The sequence below is a fragment of the Simplicispira sedimenti genome (genome assembly GCF_022760965.1).
Taxonomy (GTDB): Bacteria; Pseudomonadota; Gammaproteobacteria; order Burkholderiales; family Burkholderiaceae_C; genus Simplicispira; species Simplicispira sedimenti.
The window spans coordinates 155,732-168,167 of sequence record NZ_JAKVIJ010000010.1; the positions used below are offsets into that span (position 1 = coordinate 155,732).

At 66.6% G+C, this 12,436-nt stretch carries 10 protein-coding genes and 1 tRNA gene; 3 read left to right on the forward strand and 8 right to left on the reverse strand.

The features are described 5' to 3' along the window. Positions 1 to 44 precede the first annotated feature (44 nt). The 4 genes from MJ602_RS12360 to MJ602_RS12375 form a co-directional block, all read right to left on the reverse strand. Positions 45 to 120 (reverse strand) — tRNA-Lys (locus MJ602_RS12360). 76 nt (positions 121 to 196) lie between these two features. Further along, the gene (locus MJ602_RS12365; protein WP_162016837.1) at positions 197 to 1,066 is read right to left on the reverse strand and encodes an NAD(P)-dependent oxidoreductase; all 870 of its coding nucleotides are present in this window, start codon (positions 1,064 to 1,066) and stop codon (positions 197 to 199) included. Between the two features lie 112 nt (positions 1,067 to 1,178). Continuing rightward, entirely contained in the window at positions 1,179 to 2,156 is a 978-nt protein-coding gene (locus MJ602_RS12370) for a GMP reductase (protein WP_162016836.1), read from the reverse strand. 195 nt (positions 2,157 to 2,351) lie between these two features. Beyond that, complete coding sequence (locus tag MJ602_RS12375) at positions 2,352 to 3,044, reverse strand: hypothetical protein (protein ID WP_243021073.1); 693 nt, start codon at positions 3,042 to 3,044, stop codon at positions 2,352 to 2,354. Positions 3,045 to 3,071: 27 nt separating this feature from the next. Between MJ602_RS12375 and MJ602_RS12380 the strand changes: the two genes are divergently transcribed. Both MJ602_RS12380 and MJ602_RS12385 read left to right on the forward strand, forming a co-directional pair. Further along, positions 3,072 to 5,528 carry a UvrD-helicase domain-containing protein gene (locus MJ602_RS12380; RefSeq protein ID WP_243021074.1) on the forward strand — a complete coding sequence of 819 codons (2,457 nt, stop codon included), beginning with the start codon at positions 3,072 to 3,074 and terminating at the stop codon, positions 5,526 to 5,528. A gap of 130 nt (positions 5,529 to 5,658) precedes the next feature. Beyond that, on the forward strand, positions 5,659 to 7,881 hold the full coding sequence (locus tag MJ602_RS12385; RefSeq protein ID WP_243021075.1) for a PhoX family protein: 2,223 nt from the start codon (positions 5,659 to 5,661) through the stop codon (positions 7,879 to 7,881). Between the two features lie 89 nt (positions 7,882 to 7,970). On the opposite strand, the gene MJ602_RS12390 is transcribed toward MJ602_RS12385, so the two are convergent. The 4 genes from MJ602_RS12390 to MJ602_RS12405 all read right to left on the reverse strand — a co-directional run bounded on the left by MJ602_RS12390 (position 7,971) and on the right by MJ602_RS12405 (position 11,036). Then, a complete protein-coding gene (locus MJ602_RS12390; protein WP_243021076.1) occupies positions 7,971 to 8,828 on the reverse strand; it encodes a FecR family protein in 858 nt (285 codons plus the stop codon). Continuing rightward, positions 8,773 to 9,618: a BPSS1780 family membrane protein gene (locus MJ602_RS12395; RefSeq protein ID WP_243021077.1), complete on the reverse strand. Its 846-nt coding sequence runs from the start codon at positions 9,616 to 9,618 to the stop codon at positions 8,773 to 8,775. The genes MJ602_RS12390 and MJ602_RS12395 overlap by 56 nt, the downstream gene beginning before the upstream one ends. An 18-nt stretch (positions 9,619 to 9,636) precedes the next feature. Then, positions 9,637 to 10,596, reverse strand: coding sequence for a homoserine kinase (locus tag MJ602_RS12400; protein WP_243021078.1), 960 nt, complete (start codon positions 10,594 to 10,596; stop codon positions 9,637 to 9,639). An 86-nt stretch (positions 10,597 to 10,682) separates the two neighbouring features. Continuing rightward, positions 10,683 to 11,036 (reverse strand): hypothetical protein, encoded by a 354-nt coding sequence (locus tag MJ602_RS12405; RefSeq protein ID WP_162016830.1) that lies wholly within the window; start codon positions 11,034 to 11,036, stop codon positions 10,683 to 10,685. A gap of 161 nt (positions 11,037 to 11,197) precedes the next feature. On the opposite strand from MJ602_RS12405, the gene MJ602_RS12410 reads away from it, so the two are divergent. Continuing rightward, on the forward strand, positions 11,198 to 12,436 hold a 1,239-nt coding region (locus tag MJ602_RS12410), incomplete at its 3' end, for a PAS domain-containing protein (RefSeq protein WP_243021079.1).

The following is a 12,436-nucleotide window of genomic DNA, read 5'->3' on the forward strand; positions in this document are numbered from 1 at the left end:
GCCCAATGCAAAAGGGCTTGGCGCAAGCCAAGCCCTTGAATGAGTGGTGGGTCCTGAGTGACTCGAACACTCGACCTACGGATTAAGAGTCCGCTGCTCTACCAACTGAGCTAAGAACCCACTGCGTTTCGCCGTAATCAACGAAGAACGCAATTATGCACTATTTTTTGGTGGTGTGAAAGAAAGTACGCTTTGTTTATTGCATTGCGTTGCGACTGGCCAATTCCACGAACAGGCCGCTGTGGTCAAGCCCCCCCAGGCCGTGCTCGTCTCCTGCGGCGTAGAGGGCTTCAAACAACTGTGTGATGGGCGCATCAAAGCCAATTTCCTGGGCGGTGGCCAGGGCGTTGCGCATGTCCTTGAGTTGTACGCTCAGACGTCCGTGAGGGGTGAAGTCGCGCTCCACCATGCGCTGGCCGTGCAATTGCAGGATGCGGCTGTCGGCAAATCCGCCCTGGATGGCTTCGCGCACCTTGGCCATGTCGGCGCCGCCCTTGGCGGCAAACAGCAAGGCCTCGGCCACGGCACCGATGGTGATGCCCACGATCATCTGGTTGGCCAGCTTGGCCATTTGCCCGGCACCGTGTGGGCCCACATGCGTGGGGCGGCCCAGGGCGGAAAACAGCGGCAGCGCGCGCTGGTAGTCTTGCAGGCGGCCTCCGGCCATGATGGCCAGCGTACCTTGTTCTGCACCCACGGTGCCGCCGGAAACGGGCGCATCCAGATGCGCCACACCGCGCTCCCCCAGGCGGGCCGCATGGTCGCGGGCCTCGGAGGGGCGGATGGAGGACATGTCGATCACCAGCGTGCCCGCTGCCATGGCCTGCGCCGTGCCCAGGTCGAACAGCACCTCGCCGACCACGGGGCCGTTTTCCAGCATGGTGATCACGCATTCGGCGGCTGCGGCGGCCTGCGGTGCGCTGGCGTGGACCGTGGCCCCCAGGTCTGCCAGCGGCAGGGCGCGCTCATGCGTGCGGTTCCAGACATGGACTTCGTGCCCCGCTTCCAGCAGGCGTTGTGTCATGCGGTAGCCCATGAGCCCAATACCCAACACAGCGACTTTCATTGCTTCTCCTTGAGGTGATTCGAGGATACAGCGGAGTGCTGAGCTGGCGCTGTCACCTGGTGTCAGTTGCCTGTCAACAGGCTGACGGGTCTGATGCCGTGTAAAGCGGGGCTTACATCAGCAGGTGTTCACCCGCGTTGTCACCGCCCAGGATCACGTAGTTCACCTTGCGGATGTCCATGAGCTTGGTGCCGCCGGCATAGCTGATGGAGCTTTGCACGTCCTGCTCCATCTCGATCAGCGTGCTGGCGAGCTTGCCCTTGATCGGCTCCAGAATGCGCTTGCCTTCCACATGCTTGTACTCGCCCTTGTTGAAGTCGCTGGCCGAGCCGTAGTACTCCTTGAACAGCTCGCCATCCACTTCCACGGTCTTGCCGGGCGATTCCTCGTGCCCTGCAAACAGCGAGCCGATCATCACCATGGTGGCGCCAAAGCGGATGCTCTTGGCAATATCGCCATGGCTGCGGATGCCGCCGTCGGCCACGATGGGCTTGGTGGCCACGCGCGCGCACCACTTGAGCGCGCTGAGTTGCCAGCCGCCGGTGCCAAAGCCCGTCTTGAGCTTGGTGATGCACACCTTGCCCGGGCCCACGCCCACCTTGGTGGCGTCGGCGCCCCAGTTCTCCAGGTCGATCACGGCCTCGGGCGTGGCCACGTTGCCTGCAATCACAAACGACGCCGGCAGGTGCTGCTTGAGGTAGCCGATCATGGCCTTGACGCTGTCGGCGTGGCCGTGGGCGATGTCGATGGTGATGTATTCGGGCACCAGACCTTCGGCCTTGAGGCGGTCCACGGTGGCGTAGTCGGGTGCCTTCACGCCCAGCGAGATCGACGCATAGCAGCCCTGGGCGTGCATGTCGCGCACAAACTGCACGTTGTCCAGATCGAACCGGTGCATCACGTAGAAGTAGTCGTTGGCGGCCATCCAGGCGCAGATGCGCTCGTCCACCACCGTCTTCATGTTGGCGGGCACCACCGGCAGCCGAAAGCGGCGCGGGCCGAATTGCACACTGGCGTCGCATTCCGAGCGGCTCTCCACGCGGCACTTGCGCGGCAGCAGCAGGATGTTGTCGTAGTCGAAGATTTCCATGAGGTTCCAAGCTCCTTTGAAAAGGTCGCCGCCAAAGGATTTTGGGCGGCGTGGGGCGCTTGGCTTGCAGACCGGTCGTGCGGGTACAGGCGTGGCAGCCTGCACCGAACCCCGCTGTGCGCGGGCACAAAAAACCGGGCGACAAGAAACTTGGGCCCGGTGACTGATTCTACCCGCCCCGGCGTTCGGATGCACTCAATGGCATACCGACCGTGCGGCAACCACCATCCGGCCGCTGCGGTCCTGCACCCAGCCCACGGTGTAGAACAGGGCGGGGTCGGCGCCTTCGGGCAGGCGCATGGGGCGCACTTCGATCCAGTGCGGGCGCCTGGAGGTGGGCAGGGCGTTGTCCGCAGTCCAGCGCCCCTGGACGGCGTTGCGCACCACATGGCGTGGCATGGGGGATCCCTCGGTGCCCTGTGCCACGGCCTGCACCAGCAGCAGGTGGTAGCTCCAGGGGCCTTGCACTGCGGAGCGGGACTCCAGCGACAGGGTCGCACCCACATAGCCATTCACTTCGGGGCCCCGGCCCACACGCAGCCGCAGCCCGGCCCAGGGCTCGATGGGCGCCGTGTGTATGTCGCGCTCCGGGGGCAGCGGCCGCTGCAGGATTTGCAACCGGTCCAGCGCCTCGGGTACTGCGGCGGCGGCCATGGGGGCTTCGTCACCCAGGGCGCCGGGAACAATCCAGTCCAGCACCAGGGCGCTGGCCCCTGGCGCGGGTGTTGTGGCGTCCTGCCAGCAGGCCAGGCAATCGGCGCGGGTGAAGCGCTCGAACAAGGCCAGCGGGGGCGTTGCCCCGGTGCTGGAACACAGCGTTTGCGCGGCCAGGGGCAGCGCGCATAGCGCCCACCCCACGGGCAGGGCATGGGAGAGCCAGGCAGGCATGGAAGAGGCCCTTTCTACAATGGCCGGATGTTCCCACAAGACCTGTTTTCGCGCACGGCGCACACCGCTGCTGGCGCAGACCCTGGCGGCACCGCTGCCAGCCAGCCCCTGCTGGCCCACCTGAACCCCGAACAGCTGGCCGCCGTCACCTTGCCCGCGGGCCATGCGCTCATCCTGGCGGGGGCCGGCTCGGGAAAGACGCGCGTGCTCACCACGCGCATTGCCTGGCTGCTCTCGACCGGCCAGGCCACGCCCGGTGGCCTGCTGGCTGTCACCTTCACCAACAAGGCGGCCAAGGAAATGGTGGCCCGCCTCACAGCCATGCTGCCGGTCAACGTGCGCGGCATGTGGATCGGCACCTTCCACGGCCTGTGCAACCGCCTGCTGCGCGCGCACCACCAGGCGGCGGGCCTTCCGCAGGCCTTCCAGATCCTGGACACGCAGGACCAGCTCTCGGCCATCAAGCGCCTGTGCAAGCAGTTCAACGTGGATGAGGAGCGTTTTCCACCCAAGCAACTGCAGTACTTCATCGCCAACTGCAAGGAAGAAGGCCTGCGCCCGCGCGACGTGCCCGCGCACGACAGCGACAGCCGCAAGAAGGTCGAGCTGTACGAGCTGTACGAGGCCCAATGCCAGCGCGAAGGCGTGGTCGATTTCGGCGAGCTGATGCTGCGCAGCTACGAGCTGCTGCAGGGCAACGACCCCCTGCGCGCGCACTACCAGCGGCGCTTTCGCCACATCCTGGTCGATGAGTTCCAGGACACCAACCGCCTGCAGTACCTGTGGCTCAAGCAGATGGCGGGCGACGTGGTCGATGGCCAGCTGCACACGCACGCCAGCGTCATGGCCGTGGGCGATGACGACCAGAGCATTTACGCCTTTCGCGGTGCGCGCGTGGGCAACATGGCCGACTTTGTGCGCGAGTTCGATGTGCAGCACCAGATCAAGCTGGAGCAGAACTACCGCAGCTACAGCAACATCCTCGACTCGGCCAACCAGCTCATCAGCCACAACTGCCGCCGCCTGGGCAAGAGCCTGCGCACCACGCAGGGCGCGGGCGAGCCCGTGCGCGTGTACGAGGCCAGCACCGACCTGGCCGAGGCGCAGTGGATGGTCGATGAGATCCGGCAACTGGTGAAGAGCGACGGCCTGGAGCGCAAGGAGATTGCCGTGCTCTACCGCAGCAACGCGCAAAGCCGGGTCATCGAATCGGCCCTCTTCAACGCCGCCGTGCCCTACCGCGTGTACGGCGGCCTGCGCTTCTTTGAGCGCGCCGAAATCAAGCACGCGCTGGCCTACCTGCGCCTGCTGGAGAACCCCAACGACGACACCAGCTTTCTGCGCGTGGTCAACTTTCCGCCGCGCGGCATTGGCGCGCGCAGCATCGAGGTGCTGCAGGACGCGGCCCGTGCCTCGGGCTGCTCGCTGCACGACGCCGTGAGCGCCGTGCCCGGCAAGGCGGGCACCAACTTCAAGGCCTTTGTCGCGCTGATCGACGTGCTGCGTGAACAGACCCAGGGCCTGTCGCTGCGCAGCATCATCGAGCAGATGCTCGAATCCAGTGGCCTGATCGCGCACTTCCGTACCGACCGCGAAGGCCAGGACCGCATCGAGAACCTGGAGGAACTCGTCAACGCTGCCGAGAGCTTCGTCACGCAGGAAGGCTTTGGCCGCGATGCCGTGGCCCTGCCGCTGGACGAGCACGGCCAGCCGCTCACACAAAGCCCGGCCAGCCAGGGGCTGGACCCGAATGCGCCGGTGCTGGACGAGCCGCTCAAGCCCACCGGCTCCGGCGGCATCATCGACGCCGACACCGGCGAAACCCTTTCGCCCCTGGTGGCCTTCCTCACGCACGCCGCGCTGGAGGCGGGCGACAACCAGGCCCAGGCCGGGCAGGACGCCGTGCAGCTCATGACCGTGCACGCCAGCAAGGGCCTGGAGTTTGACGCGGTGTTCATCGGTGGGCTGGAAGAAGGCCTGTTCCCGCACGACAACGCCGCCTCAGACCGCGACGGCCTCGAAGAAGAGCGCCGCCTGATGTACGTGGCCATCACCCGCGCCCGCAAACGCCTGTACCTCAGCCACTCGCAAACCCGGCTGCTGCATGGCCAGACGCGCTACAACGTGCGCAGCCGCTTCTTCGACGAACTGCCCGAGGAATGCCTCAAGTGGATCACGCCCAAGCAACAGGGCTTTGGTTCTTTTGCTCCTAAAACAGGAGCTGATAACGCTTATTCCACGGGCGCTAGAGGCCAATTTGGCTTCAAAACCGAAACCTTTGCCAGCCCCCCCGTACCGGTACAGAAAGCGCCCCCGGCGCACGGCCTGCGCGTGGGCCTGGCCGTGTTTCACACCAAGTTTGGCGAAGGCAAGGTGCTGGCCATCGAAGGCCAGGGCGACGACGCCCGTGCCCAGGTCGCCTTTGCACGCCACGGCACCAAGTGGCTGGCGCTGTCGGTGGCCAAGCTCACGGTGGTGGATTAGCCGCTGGCGCCACGGCCTGATCGCCTGGCGCTGCGCGCTGTCATGGATACGTCACGCTTGCTTCATGGCGCCGTCATGGTCGTTACCTACGCTCTGCGGGTTTGTCAACCAACCCCTCTGAGGACGATCCATGACCCACCGCGGCGAACCCACGCAAGCCTACGACTTTGACGAAGAGAACTCCAACACCTCTGCCAACCCCACGTTTGACTCGGTGCTGGGCGCACGCCTGTCGCGACGTGGCTTGCTGCGCGGTGGCGTGGCCACGGCGGGCACGGCCGTGCTGGGCGCCTTCAGCCTGAGCGCCTGCGGAGGCAGCGACGACCCCGTGGTCCCCGCAGAGAAGCTGTTGGGCTTCACGGCCGTGGGCAAGAGCCTGGCCGACAAGCTGGTGATTCCTGCGGGCTACACCGCCAGCGTGGTGTATGCGCTGGGTGATCCGCTGCAGGCTGGTGTGGCCGGGTACAAGAACGACGGTACCGACACCGACTACGACAAGCGCGCCGGAGACCACCACGACGGCATGGAGTGGTTCGGCCTGGGCGCCGACGGCAAGCGCAACGACAGCTCCGTGGACCGTGGCCTGCTGGGCATGAACCACGAGGCGACGACCGACGAGAAGCTCTCGTCCTTCTTCCTGCACGCCAACGGCGGCACCAGCACGCTGCCGCGCCCCGCGTCGGAGGTGGACAAGGAGCTGGCCATCCACGGCGTGTCGGTGGTGGAAATGCGCAAGACCGCAGGCAAATGGGCCTATGTGCAGGACTCGGCCTTCAACTTCCGCATCACCACACTGACGGACATCGACCTGTCTGGCCCCGCACGCGGCAATGCGCTGATGGTCACCAAGTATTCCACCGACGGCACGCGCACGCGCGGCACGCTCAACAACTGCGGCACCGGCAAGACGCCCTGGGGCACGCTGCTGACGGGCGAGGAGAACTGGAACGGCTACTTCTTCCGCAGCGCCACCGACGATGCCGCGCGCGGCAACGACAAGAGCGTCACCGCGCTCAAGCGTTACGGTCGCCCGCAGGGGGCCGCATCGCGCCATGGCTGGGAGACGGGCGGCGCCGACGACAAGTACCTGCGCTGGAACAACAGCAAGACCGGCGCCTCCGCCGACGGCAGCGACGACTACCGCAACGAGATGAACGCCCAGGGCTTCATCGTCGAGATCGACCCCTACAACAAGGCCCGCAAGGCCAAGAAGCGCACCGGCCTGGGCCGCTTTGCGCACGAGAGCGCCGCCTTTGGCAACGCCGTGGCAGGCCAGCCGCTGGCCGTGTACATGGGTGACGATGCGCGCAACGAGTACATCTACAAGTGGGTCAGCGCTGCCGCCTGGAGCGCTGCCGACGCCACTGCCGCCGACGCCCTGGCCGTGGGCGACAAGTACCTGGACTCCGGCAAGCTCTACGTGGCCCGCTTCAAGGCCGACGGCACGGGCGAGTGGGTGGAACTGAACATCAACAACGCCCAGATCAAGGGCTATGCAGGCTATGCCTTCGCCGACCAGGCCGACGTGTGCGTGAATGCCCGCCTGGCCGCCGACGCCGTGGGTGCCACCAAGATGGACCGCCCCGAGTGGTGCTCGGTCAACCCCGCCAATGGCGAGATCTACTACACGCTGACCAACAACAGCAACCGCAGCGTGGACCCGAGCGGCAGCAGCCAGTTGGCCCCCGACGCCGCCAACCCGCGTGCCTACACCGACATGAAGGGCACCAGCGCGCAAAAGGGCAATCCCAACGGCCACATCGTGCGCATGAAGGAAGGCGCCGCCGGCTCCGCCGCCACCAGCTTCACCTGGGACGTGTACGCCTTTGGCGCCCAGGCCGATGCCGATGGCTCCAAGGTCAACCTTTCCAGCCTGACGGGCGACCAGGACTTCTCCAGCCCCGACGGCCTGGCCTTCAGCCGCGCCACGGGCATCCTGTGGGTGCAGACCGACGACGGCGCCTACACCGATGTGACCAACTGCATGATGCTGGCGGCCCTGCCCGGCAAGGTGGGCGACGGCGCCAAGAAGACGCTGAACTACACCAAGGCAGATGGCAGCACCCTGGCGGTGGACACCTACGTGGGCAAGGCGCCTACGGCCGATACGCTCAAGCGCTTCCTGGTCGGCCCCAAGGACTGCGAGATCACCGGCATTGCCGAAACGCCCGACGGCAAGGCGCTGTTCGTCAACATCCAGCACCCCGGCGAAGGCACCAAGATGGCCGACATTGGCGACCCGGCCAAGTACACCAGCCAGTGGCCCGCCAATGCAGGCTACGGCGCGGGCAAGCGTCCGCGCTCGGCCACCATCGTCATCACCAAGAACGACGGCGGCCGTGTGGGTAGCTGATCGCGGCTGACAGCGTGTCGCACCTGCCGGTGTGCAGGTGCGTTGCACGCTTCTTGCGCCCTTGCAGGCTGTGGCCTGCAAGGGCGTTGTCAATTGGGGCTGTAGTGGGGCTCGGGCGCCGGTTGTGGTGCTGGTGGGGTGCGCGTTTGGGGCGTCCTGTAGCCACCATAGGGGCTTTGCTTGCCGCTGCCGTCCCTGCTGCCCTTGCGGCCCGTGATTTGCCAGGCCGTGCGTTGCTGGACCAGGGCCGCCAGCATTTCCATTTCCTCGTCGGTGTGGTTGATGGCTTCGGCAGGGAGGAGCCGCCGTCCCTCCTTCGGATGCGCTTCGGCCCAGAAGGACTGGTGGTACTCCGACTCACTGCGCAATTGCTCGCCACCGGCATTCAGGTCCACGCTGCCGTAGCAGTTGCAGAAGTAGCTGCGAAAGTCCTGCTGCGCCCACACCTCGGCATACACGCCTGTGCCGCGGATGCCAGCGGTCAGCGTGGGCGTGACGAGCTGCCGGTCTGCGCCCTTGCTCCACACGCTGGCCACGGCACCGCTGAGCAGGCGCAGCACGCGCACGGTCAGCGGGGTCTCGCCCTGCAATTCCAGGCGGGTGTTCTCACGCACCAGGTAGGCACTGTCGCCCACGGTGAACACGGCGCTGGCGCCTGGGCCAGTGTCGATGCGGTCGCCCGCCGCCACGCTGCCCTGGGCGGTGAGTGCTTGCCCGTTGCGCCGCACATCGCCGCGGAGTTCCACCACGCGGCTGGCGCTGGCCTGCGCCCAGGCGCCATGCCACCAGGGCAGCGCGGGCCCGGCCAGCGCGGCCTGCAGCAGGCGGCGGCGCAGGTTGGTGGGCAGGTAGGGTAGGAGCGGCGCGCGTCCGTGGCGGGGCGCTGCGGGGTCAGTCGTGCTCGGCAGGCCCGCCGGGCGGGCGAGGGGGTGCGGGGCGTTCTTCATCGTCAGGCCTTTCTGCGCTGCGCCCAGGGGGCTCGAAGCAGTCTCGGAACGTGAAGACGATGGAGCCAAACAACATGGTGGCCATGACCATCGCCAGCCCCACCATGATGCCACTGATCGCGCCCAGCGAGCCACCCAGCAAACCCGCCAGCAGGCTGGTGACCAGGCCGCCGAGGGCAAACACCCCCAGCCAACCCAGCCCATAGACCACGAAAGCGCCCATATTGCGCACGCAGGCCACCAGGCTGAAGAACAGGCTCTTGACGGGTGGCACCCCGTGCCAGTGCACCAGCCCTGGCGCATGCCAGAACAGCAGCGACAGGGGCAGGTACAGCACCATGGACAGCCACATGGCCGCCTGGAAGCTGCTGCTTTGCACGATGTCCTCGGTCAGCTCGGCGCGGCCCAGGTACACCAGGGCGAACTGGCCCCCATCGACAAGGGCCGACAGACCGATCACCAGCAAAAACCCCACGGCGTACAGCGCGCCCAGTTGCAGCATGTGGCGCAACCGCTCCTTGCCGGTGCGAAAGGCCACCAGCAGCACGTCGGGCGTGGGAAAGCGCCCCTGCATGGCTTCGGCCGAGGCCACCATCATGGCCAGCGTGACCGAGGGCAGCAGCGCCAGCGCGAGCGCCGGGCCGATGAGCGGAAACAGCGACAGCAGGGACATGGCCGCCATCGACATGAAGAACAGCGCCGCCATGGCCAGCGGCTGGCGCCTGAAGACGAAGATGCCGCCCTTGACCCAGTCCAGGCCGGTGCGGGCGGGAACAATGCGCAATTTCATGCGGGGATGGTAAAGCGTTCAGGCTGGGGTCAGTGTGACGGGGTGCTGTACCCGTTCGCGCAGTACGCGTTCAAAGTGCGTGGGGTCGTGCGGTGTGAGCATGGCGGCTTCGCGCGGCAGGTAGAAGTCCCACAGGCGCGAGATCCAGAAACGCAGCGCCCCAGCGCGCGCCATGGCGGGCAGCAGCTCGCGCTCGGCGGCTGTCAGGGGGCGCACGGCCTGGTAGGCGTCCAGCAGGGCGCGGGCACGCGGCGCGTCGTGGTGGCCCGTCGGCAGGTCGATGCACCAGTCGTTCAGGCACACCGCCAGGTCGAACAGCCAAGTGTCCACACCGGCAAAGTAGAAGTCGAAGAAGCCCGTGAGCTGTTCGCCCTCGAACATCACGTTGTCGCGGAACAGGTCGGCGTGCACCGGGCCGCGTGGCAGCGCGGCGTAGCTGCTGCCGGCGGCCACATGGTTCTGGTAGGCCAGCTCGGCGCGCAGCAGTGCCGCTGCTTCCGCGTCGATGTGCGGCAGTACCACGGGTACGGTTTCGTTCCACCAGGGCAGGCCACGCAGGTTGGGCTGCTGGCGTTCGTAGTCGCGCCCGGCCAGGTGCATGCGTGCCAGCATGTCGCCCACGGCGGCGCAGTGCACAGCCTGGGGGGCGAGTTGGCTGCGGCCCGCCAGGCGGTTGACCACGGCGGCGGGCTTGCCGCACACGGTGTGCAGGATGTCGCCTGCCGCGTTGGCGCGCGGGTCGGGCACGGGGATGCCCTTGTGCGCCAGGTGCTTCATCAGGTGCAGGTAAAACGGCAGTTGCTCGGCGGTCAGGCGCTCGAACAGCGTGAGCACGAACTCGCCCGCGTCACAGGTGACGAAGTAGTTGGTGTTCTCGATGCCGCCCTCGATGCCGCGCAGGGCGTGCAGCGAGCCCAGTTGGAGCGCTTTCAGGAGTTTGCCTGCCTCGGCTTCGGAGACTTGGGTGAATACGGCCATCGGTGGGGAGAAAAATCAGGAAACTGGCGGGAATGCGGGCGGGGCCTGGATGCGCGCCCTGCGCGCACGGCCTGGGGCGCGGGGGGTCAGAACTTCATCACGTTCCACACGCGTGCGCCGGTGGTGGACTCGGCGCCGTTGCGCGGACGGTTGCGCACGCCGTCGGAGGACTGCACCTCGTATTCGGGCAAGGTGCCCACCTTGGGCTGCACGGTGATGCTCTGTGTCTGCCCGCCCACGCGCAGCTCGTCGATGCGGCTGCCACCGTCTTCCACGCGGATGCGCTCGGTGCGCTGGTTCAGGCGGTTGGCGGGTTGCTCTTGTTTTGATAGCTGCTCGCGTCCGTCTGTATTGCCTTGATTGGCATTTTGACTGGTATTTTGAGCAAGGGCGGGGGCGCTGGCCAAGGCCAGCAGCATCAGGGTGTGAACGGCGCGCATGGCGCGATTGTAGGCGGCGCTGGTCGCTGGACTTGGCGCAGGTTGTATGCAAGATAGGGTTCCCGCCGATGGTCGCACCGTTGTGGCGCGTTACAGTGGTGCCCTGGCAGATAGTCAGCCAAGGTCGGCCCCAGTTTTGCCTTTGAGTACCCTGCACCTCCATGTCCGGCCCCCATACCGACCCCGAATCCATTGCCGAACTGCAGGCACGTCTGCACGAGGCCGAAGCCCGCTTGCATTCCCTGGGGCGCAACCTGCCCGGCAGCGTGCTGTTCCAGAGCGTGCGCGAGCCTGATGCGCGACGCCACTTTGCCTACATGGGCGAGGGCATCGAGCGCTTGACGGGGCTCACGGCAGCGCAGTTGCTGGCCGATTTTGGCGCCTTCTACCGACTGATCGACCCGGAAGACTTCCCTGCCTACAAGGCGTCGGTGGACCATTCCTACCACACGCTGGAGACGGTGGAAACGCAGTTTCGCATCCACCGCACCGACGGCGAGTTGCGCTGGATCCGATTGTCAGCCACGCCGCGCAGGCTGGGTGAGGACAGGGTGATCTGGGACGGCCTGCTGACCGACATCACCGGCCAGATTCGCGCCGAGGCCGCCGCCCGTGCCTACGAAACCCAGCTGGCCGGCGTGCTGCGCCACCTGCCTGGTGCCGTGGCGCGGCTGGGGCTGGGCCTGGAGATCCTCTACGTCAACCAGACCCAGGCCCAGTGGGTGGATACCGAAGTCGATCAGATCATCGGAAAGCGCGTGCCCGAGGTCATCGCCCCGGCGCTCATGGAACGTATGGCACCGTATTTCGAGCGCGCCATCCGCGGCGAAACGGTGGTGTTTGAAAACCGCATCGACCGGCCCGATGGCGAGGTGCGCTTTCGCCACACCACCCTGGTGCCCGAGCGCACCGCCGATGGCTCCATCGGCTCCATCGTGCTGTTTGCCTATGACCTGACCGCACTCAAGAACGCACAGGCCGAGGCCTTGCAGCAAAAAGCCCTGCTCAGCAGCCTGCTCAAGGCCATGCCGGACATGGTGTTCCTGAAAAACACCCAGGGCGTGTACCAGGCCTGCAACCCGGTGTTCGAGCGCTTCATGGGGCGCAGCGAGCGCGAGATTCTGGGCCGCACCGACGCCGACCTGCTGCTGCCTGCCGCCGCCGCGCACTTCAGTCGCCACGACCGGCAGGCCCTGCAGGCCTGGCAGCCGCTGGTCATCGAGGACACGCTGGTGTTTGCCGACGACGGCTACGAGGGCCGGTTCGAGACCATCCTCACGCCCATCCGCGACCTGGCCGGCAACACCACGGGCCTGCTCGGCGTGGCCCGCGACATCACCGACCGCAAGCGCGCAGCCCAGGAGATCGAACGCCTGGCGTTCTACGACGCCCTCACGTCC

Excerpts from the sequence above, each read along its gene's own strand:
- MJ602_RS12405 (WP_162016830.1), bottom strand. The coding sequence starts at position 11,036 with ATGCGCGCCGTTCACACCCTGATGCTGCTGGCCTTGGCCAGCGCCCCC.
- MJ602_RS12390 (WP_243021076.1), bottom strand. The coding sequence starts at position 8,828 with ATGAAGAACGCCCCGCACCCCCTCGCCCGCCCGGCGGGCCTGCCGAGC.
- MJ602_RS12385 (WP_243021075.1), top strand. The coding sequence starts at position 5,659 with ATGACCCACCGCGGCGAACCCACGCAAGCCTACGACTTTGACGAAGAG.
- MJ602_RS12395 (WP_243021077.1), bottom strand. The coding sequence starts at position 9,618 with ATGAAATTGCGCATTGTTCCCGCCCGCACCGGCCTGGACTGGGTCAAG.
- MJ602_RS12400 (WP_243021078.1), bottom strand. The coding sequence starts at position 10,596 with ATGGCCGTATTCACCCAAGTCTCCGAAGCCGAGGCAGGCAAACTCCTG.
- MJ602_RS12370 (WP_162016836.1), bottom strand. The coding sequence starts at position 2,156 with ATGGAAATCTTCGACTACGACAACATCCTGCTGCTGCCGCGCAAGTGC.
- MJ602_RS12375 (WP_243021073.1), bottom strand. The coding sequence starts at position 3,044 with ATGCCTGCCTGGCTCTCCCATGCCCTGCCCGTGGGGTGGGCGCTATGC.
- MJ602_RS12365 (WP_162016837.1), bottom strand. The coding sequence starts at position 1,066 with ATGAAAGTCGCTGTGTTGGGTATTGGGCTCATGGGCTACCGCATGACA.
- MJ602_RS12380 (WP_243021074.1), top strand. The coding sequence starts at position 3,072 with ATGTTCCCACAAGACCTGTTTTCGCGCACGGCGCACACCGCTGCTGGC.